The sequence below is a fragment of the Bacillus sp. FSL K6-0255 genome (assembly GCF_045040725.1).
In the GTDB taxonomy this organism is placed as follows: Bacteria; Bacillota; Bacilli; order Bacillales; family Bacillaceae; genus Bacillus; species Bacillus subtilis.
The window spans coordinates 1,629,527-1,646,845 of the sequence record NZ_CP150278.1 but is presented as its reverse complement, the minus strand read 5'-3'; the positions used below and the strand labels follow the sequence as shown (position 1 = coordinate 1,646,845).

Annotated in this window: 19 protein-coding genes; 1 reads left to right on the top strand and 18 read right to left on the bottom strand. The window is 43.9% G+C overall.

Annotated features, from left to right (window positions below):
* Nucleotides 1–59: 59 nt before the first annotated feature.
* The 14 genes from sucD to MHB62_RS08520 all read right to left on the bottom strand — a co-directional run bounded on the left by sucD (nt 60) and on the right by MHB62_RS08520 (nt 10,751).
* Complete coding sequence (gene sucD / locus MHB62_RS08585) at nt 60–962, bottom strand: succinate--CoA ligase subunit alpha (RefSeq protein ID WP_003238566.1); 903 nt, start codon at nt 960–962, stop codon at nt 60–62.
* A gap of 28 nt (nt 963–990) precedes the next feature.
* Complete coding sequence (sucC, locus tag MHB62_RS08580) at nt 991–2,148, bottom strand: ADP-forming succinate--CoA ligase subunit beta (RefSeq protein ID WP_003244732.1); 1,158 nt, start codon at nt 2,146–2,148, stop codon at nt 991–993.
* A 172-nt stretch (nt 2,149–2,320) separates the two neighbouring features.
* Nucleotides 2,321–2,602 carry a FlhB-like flagellar biosynthesis protein gene (locus tag MHB62_RS08575; RefSeq protein ID WP_003232001.1) on the bottom strand — a complete coding sequence of 94 codons (282 nt, stop codon included), beginning with the start codon at nt 2,600–2,602 and terminating at the stop codon, nt 2,321–2,323.
* Nucleotides 2,599–4,329, bottom strand: coding sequence for a hypothetical protein (locus MHB62_RS08570; protein WP_032721552.1), 1,731 nt, complete (start codon nt 4,327–4,329; stop codon nt 2,599–2,601). Before MHB62_RS08570 ends, MHB62_RS08575 begins: the two co-directional genes overlap by 4 nt.
* Before the next feature lie 31 nt (nt 4,330–4,360).
* Nucleotides 4,361–5,128: a ribonuclease HII gene (gene rnhB / locus MHB62_RS08565; protein WP_029317794.1), complete on the bottom strand. Its 768-nt coding sequence runs from the start codon at nt 5,126–5,128 to the stop codon at nt 4,361–4,363.
* 70 nt (nt 5,129–5,198) lie between these two features.
* Entirely contained in the window at nt 5,199–6,047 is an 849-nt protein-coding gene (gene ylqF, locus MHB62_RS08560; protein ID WP_032721550.1) for a ribosome biogenesis GTPase YlqF, read from the bottom strand.
* Between the two features lie 142 nt (nt 6,048–6,189).
* Nucleotides 6,190–6,537 (bottom strand): 50S ribosomal protein L19, encoded by a 348-nt coding sequence (gene rplS / locus MHB62_RS08555; protein WP_003220825.1) that lies wholly within the window; start codon nt 6,535–6,537, stop codon nt 6,190–6,192.
* A gap of 139 nt (nt 6,538–6,676) precedes the next feature.
* Nucleotides 6,677–7,408 carry a tRNA (guanosine(37)-N1)-methyltransferase TrmD gene (gene trmD / locus MHB62_RS08550; RefSeq protein ID WP_003232011.1) on the bottom strand — a complete coding sequence of 244 codons (732 nt, stop codon included), beginning with the start codon at nt 7,406–7,408 and terminating at the stop codon, nt 6,677–6,679.
* Nucleotides 7,405–7,929, bottom strand: a complete 525-nt coding sequence (gene rimM, locus MHB62_RS08545; RefSeq protein WP_024572420.1) for a ribosome maturation factor RimM — start codon at nt 7,927–7,929, stop codon at nt 7,405–7,407. The genes trmD and rimM overlap by 4 nt, the downstream gene beginning before the upstream one ends.
* A gap of 4 nt (nt 7,930–7,933) precedes the next feature.
* Complete coding sequence (locus MHB62_RS08540; RefSeq protein WP_032721548.1) at nt 7,934–8,320, bottom strand: YlqD family protein; 387 nt, start codon at nt 8,318–8,320, stop codon at nt 7,934–7,936.
* 121 nt (nt 8,321–8,441) lie between these two features.
* Nucleotides 8,442–8,687: a KH domain-containing protein gene (locus MHB62_RS08535; protein WP_014476792.1), complete on the bottom strand. Its 246-nt coding sequence runs from the start codon at nt 8,685–8,687 to the stop codon at nt 8,442–8,444.
* The gene (gene rpsP, locus MHB62_RS08530) at nt 8,687–8,959 is read right to left on the bottom strand and encodes a 30S ribosomal protein S16 (protein ID WP_003220815.1); all 273 of its coding nucleotides are present in this window, start codon (nt 8,957–8,959) and stop codon (nt 8,687–8,689) included. The genes MHB62_RS08535 and rpsP overlap by 1 nt, the downstream gene beginning before the upstream one ends.
* Nucleotides 8,960–9,064: 105 nt before the next feature.
* Nucleotides 9,065–10,405: a signal recognition particle protein gene (ffh, locus tag MHB62_RS08525; protein WP_014113771.1), complete on the bottom strand. Its 1,341-nt coding sequence runs from the start codon at nt 10,403–10,405 to the stop codon at nt 9,065–9,067.
* Nucleotides 10,406–10,418: 13 nt separating this feature from the next.
* Nucleotides 10,419–10,751, bottom strand: a complete 333-nt coding sequence (locus MHB62_RS08520) for a putative DNA-binding protein (RefSeq protein ID WP_003238590.1) — start codon at nt 10,749–10,751, stop codon at nt 10,419–10,421.
* Between the two features lie 176 nt (nt 10,752–10,927).
* Between MHB62_RS08520 and MHB62_RS08515 the strand changes: the two genes are divergently transcribed.
* On the top strand, nt 10,928–11,413 hold the full coding sequence (locus tag MHB62_RS08515) for an Ig-like domain-containing protein (RefSeq protein ID WP_003245834.1): 486 nt from the start codon (nt 10,928–10,930) through the stop codon (nt 11,411–11,413).
* Nucleotides 11,414–11,449: 36 nt separating this feature from the next.
* Here MHB62_RS08515 and ftsY read toward each other — a convergent pair whose 3' ends face one another.
* The 4 genes from ftsY to acpP all read right to left on the bottom strand — a co-directional run bounded on the left by ftsY (nt 11,450) and on the right by acpP (nt 17,242).
* The gene (ftsY, locus tag MHB62_RS08510; RefSeq protein ID WP_003232026.1) at nt 11,450–12,439 is read right to left on the bottom strand and encodes a signal recognition particle-docking protein FtsY; all 990 of its coding nucleotides are present in this window, start codon (nt 12,437–12,439) and stop codon (nt 11,450–11,452) included.
* Between the two features lie 19 nt (nt 12,440–12,458).
* Nucleotides 12,459–16,019 (bottom strand): chromosome segregation protein SMC, encoded by a 3,561-nt coding sequence (gene smc, locus MHB62_RS08505; protein WP_032721538.1) that lies wholly within the window; start codon nt 16,017–16,019, stop codon nt 12,459–12,461.
* A gap of 100 nt (nt 16,020–16,119) precedes the next feature.
* Nucleotides 16,120–16,869, bottom strand: a complete 750-nt coding sequence (gene rncS / locus MHB62_RS08500) for a ribonuclease III (protein ID WP_003232030.1) — start codon at nt 16,867–16,869, stop codon at nt 16,120–16,122.
* A 139-nt stretch (nt 16,870–17,008) separates the two neighbouring features.
* Nucleotides 17,009–17,242 carry an acyl carrier protein gene (gene acpP, locus MHB62_RS08495; protein WP_003154310.1) on the bottom strand — a complete coding sequence of 78 codons (234 nt, stop codon included), beginning with the start codon at nt 17,240–17,242 and terminating at the stop codon, nt 17,009–17,011.
* Nucleotides 17,243–17,319: the final 77 nt, after the last annotated feature.

Genomic DNA, 17,319 nt, shown 5'->3' with positions numbered 1-17,319 from the left:
AGATTGACCTCCTTTTGTTAGAAAAAGCAGGAACAGCCTTGACGGCTGTCCCTTTTTTATTAATGCGTTTTACAAGTTTCGAACAAGTTCTTCTCTTTCAGCACCTTGATTAAGGTTTCACCCATGACAGAAGGTGTCTCTGCAACTTCGATTCCGCATGCATTAAGGGTTTTGATTTTTTCATCAGCTGTCCCTTTCCCGCCGGAAATAATGGCGCCTGCATGCCCCATGCGCTTCCCAGGAGGTGCTGTTTTACCGCCAATAAAACCGACTACCGGTTTTGTCATGTTGGCTTTTACCCACTCTGCCGCTTCCTCTTCGGCCGTACCGCCGATTTCGCCAATCATGATGACTGCGTGTGTGTCAGGATCTTCGTTAAACGCTTTTAAAACGTCAATAAAGTTTGTTCCATTTACAGGGTCGCCGCCGATTCCAACAGCTGTAGATTGCCCTACACCCGCTTCTGAGAGCTGGTGCACCGCTTCGTATGTTAATGTTCCTGAACGTGATACAACGCCTACATGACCCTTTTTATGGATGTATCCGGGCATAATGCCGATTTTACATTCTTCAGGCGTAATGACACCAGGACAGTTCGGCCCTATCAGTCTCGTTTTCTTGCCTTCCATGAAGCGTTTGACCTTCACCATATCCAAAACCGGGATATGTTCTGTGATACAAATCACGAGATCAAGCTCCGCATCTACCGCTTCCATAATCGCATCAGCTGCAAACGGTGCGGGCACATATATAACAGACGCGTTAGCGCCGGTTGTTTGAACTGCTTCAGCCACTGTATTAAATACAGGAACACCTTCCGCTTCTGTTCCGCCTTTTCCAGGTGTTACACCGCCAACGATATTTGTGCCGTATTCAAGCATCTGCTTCGTATGAAATAAAGCGGTAGAACCTGTAATCCCTTGCACAATAACTCTTGTATCTTTATTAATGAAAACACTCATTATTTGGTCCCCTGCCTTTCATTCTTTCTTAAACTAAGGATACGATTTTCTGCGCGCCGTCAGCCATTGATTCCGCAGATGTAATGTTTAATCCTGATTCACTAAGGATTTTCTTCCCTAGATCCACGTTTGTGCCTTCAAGACGGACGACAAGCGGCAATGTCAAACCAACTTGTCTAGTCGCTTCAACAACCCCTTCTGCGATGACATCACATTTCATAATGCCGCCGAAAATGTTGACAAAAATCCCTTTAACGTTTTGATCAGAAAGAATGATTTTAAATGCTTCCGTGACTTTTTCCGCGGTTGCACCGCCGCCCACATCAAGGAAGTTGGCCGGTTCTCCTCCATAATGCTTGATAATATCCATCGTAGACATTGCAAGTCCCGCGCCGTTTACCATACAGCCGATATTTCCATCAAGGGAAATGTAGCTTAGATCATATTTGGACGCTTCAATTTCTTTCGGATCTTCTTCATCCAAATCTCTGTATTCCATAATGTCCTTTTGTCGGTACAACGCATTGCTGTCAAAATTCAATTTTGCATCAAGCGCCATCACATTTCCGTCGCCAGTCACAACAAGCGGATTGATTTCGGCGATTGAGCAGTCTTTCTCAACAAACGCTTTATATAGTCCAAGCATAAATTTAGCAGCTTTTCCCACGAGCTCTTTTGGAATATTAATAGCGAATGCAATTTCTCTGGCTTGATAGCCTTGAAGGCCAACAGCTGGATCAATGACAGCTTTTTTGATTTTTTCTGGTGTTTTCTCCGCAACCTCTTCAATTTCCGTTCCGCCTTCTTCAGAAGCCATTAAAACGATTCTTGAAGTGGCGCGGTCAAGCACTAGACCGATGTAATATTCTTTTTTAATATCGCAGCCTTCTTCAATAAGTAAGCGTTTTATTACTTGGCCGTCCGGACCCGTCTGATGTGTAACTAGGGTCTTCCCTAATAGTTCTTCGGCATACGCTTTTACTTCGTCTAATGATTTTGCTATTTTTACCCCACCAGCTTTGCCTCGACCGCCAGCATGAATTTGAGCCTTTACGACATAAACCGAGCTGGATAAGCTCTTTGCACTCTCAACTGCTTCTTCTGCTGTAAAAGCCACTTTACCTTCAGGAACAGATACCCCATATTTTCTGAGGACTTCTTTTCCCTGGTACTCATGGATATTCATTTCCCATCCTCCTAACTTATGTAACAAAACTAAAATAGACTGCGCTTTCATTCTATAATAATACTGGAAGAATTGTCTACAGTTCGATGCAAAATCTTTTAATCCTTCTAAACATTCAAACTTTTACTTTATTAAAAACATAAATTTCAAAGAAGGATGGGGAATATTTTAGCTATTTTTTGTTTTTTACGCTTTCGTCCAATTTGTAAATGAATGAAAAAATCTCGGCTACCGTTTCATAAAGAGCTTCAGGAATTTGATCATCTACCGTCAAATGGCGCATTAATTCGACAAGGGTCCGATCTTCTTGAATCGGGACCCCTGCTTTTTTCGCTTCTTTTATAATGTTGTCAGCTACATGGCCCTTCCCTGTGGCAATCACTCTCGGCGCCTTGTCTTTTTGTTCGTCATAATGGAGAGCAACAGCTTTTCTGATCGGTGTCTGCTCTTTCATATTTTCACATCCACTTCCTGATCACTGATACTTGTTATATATTGATCGATTGAAGCCTTTTCTTCGGTGTGAACCCTTTTTTTAGCGTTTACCCCTGAAAGGCTGTACCCCATTTCCTTTAGCCCCTGTTTAAGCGCGGGCACCATCGGATCGATCGCAGCCTGCAGCTCGAAATCAGTCTCTATTGTAATGGTCATGACTTTTTGCTGTACCAAGCAATCAACGACGGTTTCTTTTAGTGTATCAAGCTGCAGCAAAAACAAAAGGCGGCAATGGGAAGGATCAAGCTTTCCATCCGCTTCTTTCTTTCCTTTAAACAGAACAGTCATGTCCTGAACCCCTGACTTCGAAAACATCGGAAATGACATTACAATTTGGCTGTATGATGGATGGTCCTGCTGCATGAAAAGCTGGCCATTTAATTTATGAAAAAGCTGATCGGCTTCTTGTTTGACTGGTTCGGCTACCTCATGCGATGCTCTTAAGGCAGAAAGAGCCAGCTTGATGGATTGCATTTCGCCAGATGTGACTGCGCTTCCTTGTTCAAACGCTTTAATGAACGCAACCTCGTCCCTTGCGCCGATTGCCGTTTTCACTTTGGATAAGAAAGAAAGAACATCTGCCTTATCCGCCAAATGGGGTGCTGTCTGCTGAACAGCCTTTAAAAAGACTTCGGCTTCCTGGTCTGTGACTTGTGCCGCTTGTAAAACAGCTGAAGCTGCAAGTGACTTACTATCACCCGATGAAGCAGCCGCTTTAATCCAATTTGCTGCTTCTTTCACAATTTGGAGACTGTTTTTTTCAGCAGATTCAGTCAGCTTCACGAGCAGCTGGCGGGCTTCTTTAATTGGAATGTCTGCTGCTGTTTTAACAGGCTCTTCTTGTATGCTTCTCTGTTCTGCTGTGTGATTTGCAATCGGCTGGCTTGCTTTTCCGGGGGAGCCAGCTGGTGTGCTAAGCTCCCTGCTTCCAGCAGTATTGGCCGGAGAAGGTGCTTTCGTATTGTCGGTTAAAGAAATAAGCTTATCTATCAGCCGTTCTGCATGGACATCGATTTCACTATTTAAAAGCGACGTAATTGCTTCCTTTAGCTTTGACATCATTTGGCTCTGCTGAGGGTTTTGGTCGGTTGCCTGAAGCAGCTGGGATACGTGCTGATGCAACGGAACAGGTGATTTCACCGCGTGAACACCATTCAAAACCTCGGAGTGAATGGGAAGATTACGCTTTAAAGCGAAGAGCACCGTTTCAACTGCTTTTTTTGTGTCTTGCGAAGGCAGCGTGTCCATCCAGCGGACAGCTGTTTTGATATCATTTTCTGTTACGGGTGTTTTGCTTTTCAACATCGCTCCTGTCATCATGAGAGCTGCGTTTGACGTCTTCACTGACATGGCATTTAAAAGCTTGCCAGCTGCATCCTGAATGGTTTTAGGATTTTGATCAAAGCTTTGAACGACCTGAAGACGGCCTGTTTGCTCTGCCGTTTTTTTTTCGTAGGAAAACCAATAGTATGCCTGAGGACGAAGCTGGGTTTCAAGTTTTCCCTGAACAGTTTGATTGCCGACTTGGATCAGGGCATGCTGATCTCCTAGTAAACGAAGCACTTTTCCTAAGAGGAGACGCTTCTCCCCGTTTAGCGCTTCGTTTACTTTTGATGTTTCCTGCGGGACGGCTGTACGCCCGAAAAGGTGCTGCAGCGCCTTTTGCACATCATTTCGTATGTTCATTTTAAAAAGGTGCCTCCTTGTCCATGGTGATTTATCTGAAAGATTGAACAGGAGCGAAAGTTTTGCGGTGCAATTCAGTTGGGCCGTATGCAGCGAGAGCTTCCAAATGTTCTTTTGTCCCATAGCCTTTATTTTTTTCAAAGCCGTACATGGGATACGTTTCGGCATAAGCGCTCATCATTCGGTCCCTCGTCACTTTTGCGATACACGCACCTGCCGCAATAGACACGCTTTTGGCATCGCCTTTTATAATTGACGCCTGAGCCGTGTCGAGCGGAAGTGTCATTGCGTCAACAAGCAAATAATCAGGTGTATCCGACAAATCCTGTATCGCTCTCACCATTGCCATTTTTGAAGCTTCATATATATTGATCTCATCAATCACAGTAGCTTCTACAATTCCTATCCCGACCGCCAGTGCTTCCTTCATAATAAGCTCGTAATATTCCTCGCGTTTTTTCTCTGAAAGCTTTTTGGAGTCTGTCAGCCCAAGTATTTCACATTCCTCTGGAAGGATGACTGCGCTGGCGACAACTGGTCCTGCCAATGGCCCCCGGCCGACCTCGTCAACACCCGCAATCAAGCGAAATCCTTTGTTTCTTGCCAGCCTTTCATAGGAAGTCATATTCACCCATTGTTCTTTCAGCGCTTTTTCTTTCGCTTGCTTTTTAAGCCATTGCTCTACAAGCGTTTGAACGCTTTTTCTCGGGTCGTTTTCGCATTGGGCAATAAATGGGTCTTGTGCATCCTTCACTTCCTGCAAACGGTCTTTAATGTCCTTTACGGTTAATGTATTCACTTTCTCTTCTCCCTTACTGTATGTATCGGTTCAGCCAAGAAAAAATAAAGACCCGCATTTCTGCGCGCCTTTACATCGTCGGCTGTTCAAATGACAGCCTGCCGAACTTTTCAGTGCGAATATCGCGAATGATGACTTCAGTCGTCTTATCGTAGTTAATGAGCCCACCGCTCATGAGACAGCCCCGCTTTTCACCTATTGCATCAAACAGCTCGGCAATGTCCTCTGGGATCTCATCAAGGCCATAACGCTCTTTAAGCCGTTCTGGGTAATGTTCTTCGAGAAAACGAAGACCAAACACGGCCACGTCCTGCAAATTGATAATCGAGTCTTTAATAGCCCCGGTGACTGCCAGTCTCAAACCGACAAGCTCATCCTCAAATTTAGGCCACAAAATTCCCGGTGTATCTAATAGCTCTAATTCTTTCCCAACTTTGACCCACTGTTGAGAAGTCGTAATACCAGGTCTGTCTCCCGTTTTTGCTATGTTTTTCTTTGCAAGCCGGTTGATGAGTGTTGATTTTCCGACGTTTGGAATGCCGATAATCAAAGCGCGAATCGCTCTCGGCTTCACACCTTTCGCACGCATTCGGTCAAATTTTTCTTGGAGGATCTCTTTTGATGCAGGCACAATTTGATTTAACCCTTGTCCATTTACAGAATTAATAGACAGAGAGCGGATCCCCTGGTTCTCAAAGTGCTCTTTCCACCGCTGTGTAACTGCCGCATCTGCTTTGTCAGCCTTGTTTAACAGCATAATTCGCGGCTTGTTTTTTAGAATATCTTCAATCATTGGGTTTCTTGATGACATTGGAATTCTGGCATCTACCAATTCATATACGATATCGATTAATTTTAATTTTTCGGTTACTTCCCTTCTTGCTTTTGCCATATGGCCCGGAAACCATTGAATTGTCATGTGACACGAACACCGCCTTTATCTTCAGTATGCATGATTCATTGTTGTCCTTTATGTATTTTACGATGCCTGTCCGGCATTTTCAAATTCTGTATAAAAAAAGAGCTTGTTACAGGTAACAAGCTCTTTTCGTTCGTTATCATTATCGTCTGATCTCTTTAATACGAGCCGCTTTTCCGCGAAGTTCACGCAGGTAGTAAAGTTTAGCACGGCGTACTTTACCGTAACGTACAACTTCGATTTTCGCGATTTTTGGTGTGTGTACTGGGAAAGTACGTTCAACGCCAACACCGTAAGAAATCTTACGAACTGTGAACGTTTCGCTGATTCCACCACCACGACGCTTAATCACAACACCTTCAAAGATCTGGATACGCTCACGGTTACCCTCAACAACTTTAACGTGTACACGTAAAGTGTCACCAGGACGGAACGCAGGAAGATCAGTACGAAGCTGTTCTTTTGTGATATCTTCAATTAGTTTTTGCATCGTTTTCAACTCCTTCCAACAGATGCTCTTGGCCACAAAAACCGGCACAGCGGAACATCGTTTTCAAGCTTGCAGCGGATAAGCCCGCTTAAGCCACAAGTAGTATCTTATCACAATTTCATAGCCTATGCAATAAAATCTATTCTTTTTCCCATTCAGAAATCCACTTTCTTTGCTGCTCTGTAAGCGGGTAGTCTTTCAACAGATCCGGACGTCTTAGGTAGGTCCTTCTGATCGATTCTTTATTCCGCCATTCTTCAATTTTTGCATGGTTTCCTGACAAGAGTGTTTCAGGCACTTTTAAACCTTTGTAATCTGCCGGTCTTGTATAATGCGGGTGCTCTAAAAGTCCGGTGCTGAAGGAATCCTCAATATGGGAAGCCTCTTTACCCAGTACACCCGGAAGCAGTCTGACCACACTGTCTGCGATCATCATTGCAGGGAGCTCACCGCCCGTCAGAACAAAGTCGCCAATTGATATTTCATCCGTTACCAAGTGCTCGCGAATGCGTTCATCATAGCCTTCATAGTGGCCGCAAATGAACAGCAAATGCTCTTCCTTAGCTAATTGCTCGGCTTTTTTTTGGGTAAAACGCTCACCTTGCGGGCATACGAGGATAATACGCGGAGCAGCGGCTGCCTTTGATGTCAGGTCCTCGACCGCGTCAAAAACAGGCTGGGGCTTGAGAACCATGCCTGCCCCGCCGCCATAAGGATAATCATCAACAGTATTGTGCTTGTTATCAGAGTACTCTCGGAAATTTACGACTTGAAACTGCACCGCATCTTTTTCCTGGGCTTTTTGAAGAATCGATGAGCCGAGCACGCCTTCAAACATTTCGGGAAACAGCGTCAAAAAGTCGATTTTCATTCGTCTATTAACCCTTCCATGAGTTCAATCTCAATTTTCTTTTCCTTGACATCGATATGTTTGACCACTGATTCAATGTAAGGAATGAGTGCGTCTTTTTTTCCTTTTCGTCCGATGACCCAAACGTCATTGGCTCCAGGCGTCAAAATTTCTTTGACCTTTCCGATGAGTTCGCCTTCTTCAGTAAATACTTCACACCCAATAATTTCGTGGAAATAAAATTCACCCTCATTCAGCTCTCCTAATTCTTCTTCAGGAACTTTAATGATTGCGTTTTTCAGCTCTTCTACTTCATTTAGATTTTGTCTTTCTTTAAACTGCAGGAGATGAAATTGCTTATGCAGTCTATGTGTGTTTACCGTTACCTCCACTGGTTCGTTACGGCCGTCCATAAACAAATACAGCGTGTTTCCCGGCTTGTATCGTTCTTCGGCAAAATCTGTTTTTGAAATCACCCGCACTTCGCCTTTGATTCCGTGGGTATTTACGATTTTGCCTACATTAAACCATCGCTTTGTCATATGATCACCTCTGGCGAATTTCAATTACTTTTCCGTCTTTTATGACGATGGTGTTCGCTGCTGTTTTCTCATGCCAGTCATCCCCGGCTTCAATCGTCAGCAGCGCATCGACTTCCTTTTCTTTCAGCTCACTGCCAAGCGGCAATGTATGTACTTGAGCAATTTGAAAATCGATGATTTTTATATCATCTTTTCGCTTTTCTATTGCCTTTTTAAATTGTTCAATCATATCAGGGTTTTGCTGTTCTTTCTCATGTTTTCTAAGCTGAAAATAGAGCTGGCTGCATTCTCGTTCAAGCATTTGTTTCTTCTCGGCAAAAGAAGCTAAAAGCTTTTCTTTGCTGCACTCGGTTAAGACTTGCATAACGGCTACACGGTGAATAATTTGCATCGCACCAAGCTCCCCGCTTTTAAAACTTTTACTCGCCCAGGCTTTTCTATTTTGCCTAAGCTTCTATCAGTTTACCCTTTTTTTGCGTGTAAAAAAAGGGGAGGTGCCGGCCCTCTCCCTTTTAGTCAAATATTTCAAATTGAACTTTCTTAGAAGACTGTGCGCCAGCTGCAAATACAGCTGTTCGAATCGCTTTTGCAGTCCGGCCTTGCTTTCCGATAACTTTACCGGTATCTGACTTATGGACAGATAAGCGCAGCGCAATCTTTTGATCGGTTTCTTCTCTTATGACGCGAATGTCATCTGGATGATCAACAAGCGGCGTCACAATGTGGACAATCAAATCTTCCAAGTGTTGATCAGTCATTACTTGCCTTGTTTAGCGTTGTGGAATTTTTCCATGATTCCTTGGCTAGAGAACAAGTTGCGAACTGTATCAGATGGTTTCGCTCCAGTTTGAAGCCATTTAAGAGCAAGCTCTTCGTCAATTTTTACTTCCGCTGGTTTTGCAACCGGGTTGTAAGTTCCGACTGTTTCGATGAAACGGCCGTCACGTGGTGAACGAGAATCTGCTACAACAATACGATAGAAAGGAGATTTTTTTGCTCCCATACGTTTTAAACGAATTTTTACTGCCATTTTACTAGCACCTCCGAAAATATTTCAACAAGATAGTATATTAACAATGATAAAAGTGTTTGTAAAGTGTTTTTTCTTAACAACGGTTTTATCATGTATAACCGATTACATAAAAGGTAGCTTAAACCCTTTTTTCTTGCCTTTTGACATGTTTGTCATCTGCTTCATCATTTTTTTCATTTCATCAAACTGCTTAAGCAGACGGTTGACTTCCTGTACGGATGTCCCGCTTCCTTTTGCAATCCGCTTCCGCCGGCTGGCATTGATGATATCCGGCTGTTCTTTTTCAAGAACAGTCATTGATTTAATGATTGCTTCCACATGATTCAGCTGTTTTTCATCAACTTGGATGTTTTTCAGGCCTTTCATTTTACCTGCACCCGGCATCATTTGCAGAAGCTCATCAAGCGGCCCCATGTTTCTGACTTGCCCGAGCTGCTCCAGAAAATCGTCCAATGTGAAGCTCATCGTTCTCATTTTTTGTTCCAGCTCTTTGGCTTTGTCTTCATCAACGCTGGCCTGTGCTTTTTCAATCAATGTCAGCACGTCGCCCATGCCGAGAATCCTTGATGCCATGCGTTCAGGATGGAACGGCTCTAACGCATCAAGCTTTTCGCCCAAACCTGCGAACTTAATTGGCGTGTTTGTGACAGCGCGAATAGAAAGCGCAGCCCCGCCGCGTGTGTCTCCATCCAGCTTAGTCAACACAACACCGGTTAAACCGAGCTGTTCATTAAAGCTTTTGGCAACATTCACAGCGTCCTGACCGGTCATTGAATCGACAACCAGGAAAATTTCTTCCGGATTCGCGATTTCTTTGACGTTGGTCAGTTCATCCATCAGTTCATGGTCGATATGCAAGCGCCCTGCCGTATCCAAAATGACGTAGTCATAATGTTCTTCCTTGGCTTTCTCAATAGCCTGTTTAGCTATTTCTACAGGACTGACCTGATCGCCAAGAGAGAAAACAGGCATATCAAGCTGTTTGCCGAGTGTTTCCAGCTGCTTAATTGCGGCTGGGCGGTAAATATCGGCAGCAACCAGCATCGGTTTGCGATTATGCTTTTTGCGCAGCAGATTCGCAAGCTTACCGCTTGTTGTCGTTTTACCGGCACCTTGGAGACCGACCATCATAATAACAGTCGGCGGCCTTTTTGCGACGGCGATTTTGCTCTCTTCGCCGCCCATCAGCTCAGTCAGTTCCTCTTTAACAACTTTAATGACCTGCTGGCCGGGCGTCAGACTTTTCATGACGTCTTGGCCTACAGCGCGTTCACTTACTTTTTTGACAAAATCTTTGACTACTTTAAAGTTAACGTCAGCCTCAAGCAGCGCAAGACGAACCTCACGCATCATATCTTTTACATCTTGTTCGCTGACTTTCCCTTTTCCGCGGATTTTAGAAATCGTCTGCTGCAGTCGGTCGGCTAATCCTTCAAATGCCATAGTTTGCCGCCTCCTAATCTAATTTCTCAAGCGCTTCAATCAGAGCTGTAATTTCTTCCTCTTCTTTTGAACCGGAAGCAAGCTCCTTCAGCTTATTAAACATCTCTTTACGCTCCTGAAACTTTTTCAAAAGGAGCAGCTTTTCTTCATATTGTTCAAGCATTGCTTCTGTTCGTTTGATGTTATCATAAACAGCTTGTCTTGAAACCTCATATTCTTCGGCTATTTCGCCTAGGGAGAAATCGTCCAAATAATAAAGCGACATATAGCTCTTCTGTTTTGACGTCAACAACGACTGATAAAAATCAAACAGATAATTCATTCTCGTTGTCTTTTCGAGTGACATTTGAGCTCTCCCCTTTGTTAAGTCAAATCCCTTTACGATAACTTAGTTTACACGGTTTTAATGACACTGTCAAGTTTTTATCTTGTCAAAGCGGCGATTAACTTTTCCAAAATACGCTAAATATCATCCAATTTATTCCGATATTGTATATGAACCCTATTTAAAGGAGGATTTTTATGAAAAAAATCGGTTTATTGTTTATGTTATGTCTGGCAGCCCTGTTTACAATAGGTTTTCCGGCACAGCAAGCAGACGCTGCTGAGGCACCTTATAAGGCCTCGATCACAAATATCAGCACAGATGGAGGGGTTTACGGTAAAATCAATTACGGACAAGGTCAATATTGGCGAGTCAAGTACAATATTACAGTAAGCGGCAAATTACTCGACCAAAACGGACAGCCAGTGCCAAACGCGCCCGTAAGATTTGAAGCGGACACGAAGGTCGGAAACACAACACAAACTGCTTCAGGAACCACTGATGCAAACGGAACATTTGAGGTTCCAATGTATTTGGGGCCAGCTGCTGGTTACTATACGTATTACACATCTGTTTCCGTTCATTACTATGACATCATCCCATTCAGAGTTTTTTCTGGTGAGTCAAGACTGGTATCCACTGATAACAGCCTTTATCATTTCGCCTATCAAGTAAGAAGATAAAAAAGAAAAAGGCCCCAAGATGTTGGGGCCTTTTTCTTAATCGTCGGCTTTTTCCACTAAATCTGAAAAGAGTCCGTACACATAGGATTCTGGATCAAATTCCTGAAGATCATCAACTTTTTCTCCTAAACCGACTAGTTTAACCGGGATGTGAAGCTCGTTGCGAATCGCAAGGACGATACCGCCCTTTGCCGTACCGTCAAGCTTCGTTAAGGCAATGCCGGTAACATTTGTTGCTTTAGAGAACTCTTTTGCCTGAGCCATTGCATTTTGGCCGGTCGTGGCATCAAGGGCAAGCAGCACCTCATGCGGAGCTTCAGGAACTTCTCTTTCGATAACACGTTTTACTTTTTCAAGCTCTTTCATGAGATTTACTTTGTTTTGGAGACGACCTGCCGTATCACAAATTAATACATCGGCATTTCTTGCTTTCGCAGCATGAACAGCATCGTAGATGACAGCTGCCGGATCGCTTCCGGCCGTCTGCTTAATGACAGGCACTCCTGTACGCTCTCCCCATACTTCCAGCTGTTCAATGGCTCCCGCTCTGAAAGTGTCTCCGGCGGCAAGTACGACAGATTTTCCTTCTTGTTTCATTTTATGAGCAAGCTTTCCGATCGTTGTTGTTTTCCCGACACCGTTTACACCTACCAGAAGGATTACGTTTAAACGCCCATCCTGGATGTTCAGTTCTGAAATTTGCTCATCTCCGCTGTTATAAATCTCGACCAGTTTCTCAGAAATCACTGACTGGACTTCCTTTGGATCTTGAATATTTCTGCGTTTGACTTCTTTTTTCAGCTCATCTATTAATTCCATAACGGTTGTAAAACCGACATCCGCGCTGATAAGAACCTCTTCAAGCTCTTCGAAGAAATCCTCATCCACTTTACGGTAACGGGATACAAGATCATTCACTTTGTTTTGAAAGGAGTTTCTTGTTTTTTCAAGGCCATCCTTAAACTTTTCAGATACGGAATCTGTCTGTTTTGTGATTTTCTCTTTTAATTTTTTAAAAAAGCTCATCTTTTAACCTCTTTCCTCGTTACTGAACGAATTCTTTTGTTTCTTCCAGCTTAACGGAGATTACCTTGGAAACACCGGATTCCTGCATGGTTACGCCATAAAGCACATCCGCTTCCTCCATCGTTCCTTTTCTGTGGGTAATCACAATAAACTGGGTATCACTGCTGTATTTTTTTAAATACTGCGCAAATCGGAACACATTCGCTTCGTCGAGCGCAGCCTCAACTTCGTCAAGGACGCAAAACGGCACTGGACGAACCTTTAGGATTGAGAATAAGAGCGCTATAGCAGTAAGCGCACGCTCTCCGCCTGACAGGAGATTTAAGTTTTGCAGCTTTTTCCCCGGCGGCTGAGCGATAATCTCGACTCCTGAATGAAGCAGATCGTTAGGATCGGTGAGCCTCAGTTCAGCTCGCCCTCCTCCGAATAAGGAGCGGAAAACTTGATCAAAGTGTGAGCGGATTTGGACGAATGTGTCGTTAAAGCGCTTCGTCATTTCTTCATCCATTTCTTCAATCACTTGAAACAAGGTATTTTTCGCTTCTGTTAAATCTTCTTTTTGTTCCGACAGAAACTTGTACCGTTCGTTGACCCTCTCAAACTCATCTATGCTTCCGAGGTTCACGGTACCCAGCTCTTCAATTGCGAGTTTAATCAGCTTCACGCGCTTTCTGGCTTCCTCTGGATCAGTTTCAAGCTGATATTTCTCTTTTGCCCCCTCAAAGGACAAGCTGTATTCCTCCCGTAAGTATTGGAGTAAATTATCAAGCTCGACTTCCATTCGTCCAAGTTTGACTTCTTCGTCTTTTAAGAGCGTTGTTTTTTGTTTATACAGGCGTTTCATTTCTTTCAGCTCACGCTCATACGTATCAAGCCCATGCTGAAGCTTGATGCGCTGATCGCGCCTTAATGCAATCAGTTCGATCGTTTTCGTTTTGTCATTCAATTTATGTTTTGCTGCTTCTTCCAGCTTTTCTTCGCCGCTGGTGCTAGATGACATCTCTGACGTTAAGAAGCTTAAGTCTTCTTTTGCTTCTTTTAACGCAAGCTCTGTTTCAGTGAGCTCTTTCTTTAATCTGGCAAGGTTGTCCTCTTCCCCCTTGCAAGCCTGCTCTTTTTTGGCCGCTGCGATCTTCAGCTCAGTCAGCTCGTTGGAGAGAGACTCTTTCGTTGAGGATTGCGTTTGTTTTTGTTTTGTCAGTCTGTCTATGTCCTCTTCAAGCTGTTTCATCTTTTCAGATACGGCAGAGAGCTCTTCTTCAAGCTTGCGTTTGCGCACTTTTCTCTCTTCATCGCTTTCTGACAGAGCAGATTTTTCTTGGTCATAGAGCTCTAAATGGGTATTGATATTTTTCTCGGCAACTTGAAGTTCGTACAGCTGGCCTTTCACATCCTGCTGCTTTAACCTTAAGCCTTCCCCGGTTTCTCTTAAGTCAGCCAGTTTTTTCTCCATATCCTGAATGGAGTGCTTAAGGGTTTTGACCTCTTGTTCAAGCAGTGCCGTTTTCTCTTCCATTTCAGCGAGCCGTTTCGTCACATCTTCTAGCTCCCGGCTTCTTCCAAGGAGGGAGTTATTTTTCTTTTTAACCGCGCCGCCCGTCATTGAACCACCGGGGTTCACAACATCTCCCTCAAGGGTTACGATGCGGTACCGGTGCCCGAGAAGCTTCGCAAGCTCGTTTGCACCCTTTAAGTCCTCTGTGATCAGAACGGTTCCAAGAAGATTCTGGATGACGCTTCGATACGCAGGATCAAATGTGACAAGTTCACTGGCAACCCCGAGAAATGATGAATGCCGGGCGGCTGTTTCCGCGTCACGGCTTTGAAGCTGGCGGTCTCTAATAACAGAAAGAGGCAGAAACGTCGCCCGGCCGAAGGAATTCTGCTTTAAATATTGAATCGCTTTGCGGGCAGATTGTTCATCGTCGGTCACGACGTGTTGAGCAGAAGCGCCGAGCGCTATTTCAATGGCCGTTTCATACTTCTGTTCTGTAGAAATCAGCTCAAGAACCGCTCCGCGAATTCCGCCAAGGCGCTCTTTCGCTTTCAGCACTTCTTTAACACCTTGATAAAAGCCGGAGAAATCGCCCTGCATCGTCTCAAGCATGTCCTTTTTTGATCTCGCTTGCTGAACGTATTGGTATGCCTGATACAGAGCGGATTCATTTTTTTCGTATTGGCGCTTTTTCTGCTCATATTTTGTCTGCATATCACGATATGCACCGACTTGATTGTGAATCTCCTGCTCAATTCGGGCAAATTCCGTTTCACATGCGGCTTTACGCGCAGAAATATCACGCCGTTCCTGCAGGTGCTTTTCATTGTTGTCCGCGAGTCTCTGCAATGTGACAGCGGATTGGGACATCTGGTCATCAAGAAGCTGGAGTTCGTTGCGTATCGAAGCCTGGCTGTTTAACAGCTCAAAATAATCACTTTTCAGCTGCTCGATTTTCTCTTCGACATTTTCATTGTGAAGACTGAGAGCCTGCTGTTTTTCTTTTACTTGCGCCCTTAACTGCTTCACCTCAGCCTGAAGCGTTTCGAAGACAGCTTCCTGCTTCGAAAGCTCTTCTTTCAGAACCGTTTCTTTTTGCTGAAACTGAACGATGGCTTCTTCAAGCTGTTCTTGGTTTTGCACAGCGTTTTTCTTTCGTTCTTTCAGGACTTCTTTACGGCCTTCAAGCTTTTCCAGCTCTTCACTTGTTACCAGTAAAACTTGCTGGAGCTCATCTACTGACTCATCAAGCGCTTGTATTTTGTCCCTTGTATCCTCAATCTTTGCTTCTTTCGCAGAAATAGCAGACGATTCAGCAAGCTCTTCTTCTTTTGCCATCTGCACTTTCTCTTTAAGAGTCGACCATTTACCATGCAGCTCTTCGATATCATAGGCAGTCAGCGCAATTTCAACATGCTCCAGCTCTTTCTTTTTCTCAAGGTAGTCTTTCGCTATTGAAGCTTGAATTTTAAGAGGTTCAACCTGCCCTTCAAGCTCATGTAATATATCTTCTACCCGATTTAGATTGTCCTGTGTCTCAAACAGTTTATTTTCTGCTTTTTTCTTTCTCGTTTTATATTTAAGCACCCCGGCCGCTTCTTCAAAGATACTGCGGCGATCCTCCGCTTTACTGCTCAGGATCTCTTCCACTTTCCCTTGGCTGATAATAGAAAATGCTTCTTTACCAAGCCCAGAGTCCATAAATAAATCAATAATATCTTTCAAGCGGCATGGCTGATTGTTAATCAGAAACTCACTCTCACCTGATCTGTACACACGTCTTGTGACACTCACTTCGTGGAAGTCAATTGGCAAGAAATGATCATCATTATCAAGAGTAAGCGTAACTTCAGCTAGATTTAATCGCTTTCTTGAATCACTCCCGGCAAAAATGATGTCTTCCATTTTTCCGCCGCGAAGAGAGCGTGCCGATTGTTCGCCGAGAACCCAGCGAATGGCATCCGTGATGTTGCTTTTTCCGCTTCCGTTCGGCCCGACAACTGCTGTCACGCCTTTAACGAAGTCTACGGAAATCCGTTCTGCAAATGATTTAAATCCTATAACGTCTAAACGTTTGAGGAACATAGCGATCCTCCTTATGTAATAAGTATTTCAATTCTATCATAAACATTGGTCAAATAAGACGGCATACATACTGAAATCCCCCTGAGTCATAAGGGGGATTTTATTGTTTCGTATGGTGTTTTTGCAATTTAGCTAAAGCTTCCTGAGCAGCGTGCTGTTCGGCTTCTTTCTTTGAACGGCCGTTTCCGACTCCGAGTGGTTCACCTTTTAGAGATACGATGGCTTCAAATTCACGGTTGTGCGCAGGTCCTTTTTCGTTGGAGATTTTATACTCCAGAGAGCCTTTGCCGTCCCGCTGCACGTATTCCTGCAGCTGGCTTTTGAAATCCATCACATGAGAAAAAGCACCATCGTTAATTTTAGGGAACACATAAACTTTTAAGAAACTTTCGACCGGCTCTAATCCTTGGTCAAGGTACAAGGCTCCGATAAATGCCTCAAAAACATCCGCCAATAGAGCAGGACGCTTTCTTCCGCCTGTCATTTCCTCGCCTTTACCCAACAGGACAAGATCGCCGAATGACAGCTCGTGAGCCAATGAAACGAGAGACGGTTCGCAAACAATTGCGGCTCTCAATTTCGTCAAATCTCCTTCACTCATAGCCGGGTATTTGGCAAATAAGAATCTGGAGATCGTCAGTTCCAAAACAGCGTCACCTAAAAATTCAAGCCTTTCATTATCTTCATACGGCTTTTTCCGATGCTCATTCACATAAGATGAATGTGTAAATGCTTGATACAAAAGCTTTTCATTTTGAAAGTGAACCGAAATCCGTTCTTGAAACTCTTTAAATTGTTCTACTTTTTTATAGAACTTTTTTTTATCTTTATAATGTGAGTGTTTTGACATAGTAACCTCCATAGGCACATCAGGTTCACCGCGCTTCTCTGACTAAACCGGATACAGCGCGCGTAAAAGCGGCATGCTGTAATAACTGCACGAATAAAGGGCTAAAGCCCCGCGTTTCGGCGGGACTTTTAGCATCAGCTTATTGCTGGTTTTGTATGTAGTTCACAGCGTCGCCGACTGTTGCAATCTTTTCAGCATCTTCGTCAGAAATCTCCATATCAAACTCGTCTTCAAGTTCCATAACAAGCTCAACTACATCTAGGGAATCAGCACCTAAGTCTTCCTTGAAAGAAGCTTCAAGTTTGACGTCTGCTTCATCAACGCCAAGGCGATCTACGATGATTTTCGTTACACGCTCTAATGTGTCTGCCATAGCAATTCACCTCCCCTCAAGTATTATAGTGGATTCGTTTTTAAAAAACTAGAGAAACTACGATGAAATTTTCGAGA

Coding starts and splice junctions, on each gene's coding strand:
- sucD (WP_003238566.1), bottom strand. CDS start 962: ATGAGTGTTTTCATTAATAAAGATACAAGAGTTATTGTGCAAGGGATT.
- sucC (WP_003244732.1), bottom strand. CDS start 2,148: ATGAATATCCATGAGTACCAGGGAAAAGAAGTCCTCAGAAAATATGGG.
- MHB62_RS08575 (WP_003232001.1), bottom strand. CDS start 2,602: ATGAAAGAGCAGACACCGATCAGAAAAGCTGTTGCTCTCCATTATGAC.
- MHB62_RS08570 (WP_032721552.1), bottom strand. CDS start 4,329: ATGAACATACGAAATGATGTGCAAAAGGCGCTGCAGCACCTTTTCGGG.
- ylqF (WP_032721550.1), bottom strand. CDS start 6,047: ATGACAATTCAATGGTTTCCGGGCCATATGGCAAAAGCAAGAAGGGAA.
- rplS (WP_003220825.1), bottom strand. CDS start 6,537: ATGCAAAAACTAATTGAAGATATCACAAAAGAACAGCTTCGTACTGAT.
- trmD (WP_003232011.1), bottom strand. CDS start 7,408: ATGAAAATCGACTTTTTGACGCTGTTTCCCGAAATGTTTGAAGGCGTG.
- rimM (WP_024572420.1), bottom strand. CDS start 7,929: ATGACAAAGCGATGGTTTAATGTAGGCAAAATCGTAAATACCCACGGA.
- MHB62_RS08540 (WP_032721548.1), bottom strand. CDS start 8,320: ATGCAAATTATTCACCGTGTAGCCGTTATGCAAGTCTTAACCGAGTGC.
- MHB62_RS08535 (WP_014476792.1), bottom strand. CDS start 8,687: ATGACTGATCAACACTTGGAAGATTTGATTGTCCACATTGTGACGCCG.
- rpsP (WP_003220815.1), bottom strand. CDS start 8,959: ATGGCAGTAAAAATTCGTTTAAAACGTATGGGAGCAAAAAAATCTCCT.
- ffh (WP_014113771.1), bottom strand. CDS start 10,405: ATGGCATTTGAAGGATTAGCCGACCGACTGCAGCAGACGATTTCTAAA.
- MHB62_RS08520 (WP_003238590.1), bottom strand. CDS start 10,751: ATGTCACTCGAAAAGACAACGAGAATGAATTATCTGTTTGATTTTTAT.
- MHB62_RS08515 (WP_003245834.1), top strand. CDS start 10,928: ATGAAAAAAATCGGTTTATTGTTTATGTTATGTCTGGCAGCCCTGTTT.
- ftsY (WP_003232026.1), bottom strand. CDS start 12,439: ATGAGCTTTTTTAAAAAATTAAAAGAGAAAATCACAAAACAGACAGAT.
- smc (WP_032721538.1), bottom strand. CDS start 16,019: ATGTTCCTCAAACGTTTAGACGTTATAGGATTTAAATCATTTGCAGAA.
- rncS (WP_003232030.1), bottom strand. CDS start 16,869: ATGTCAAAACACTCACATTATAAAGATAAAAAAAAGTTCTATAAAAAA.
- acpP (WP_003154310.1), bottom strand. CDS start 17,242: ATGGCAGACACATTAGAGCGTGTAACGAAAATCATCGTAGATCGCCTT.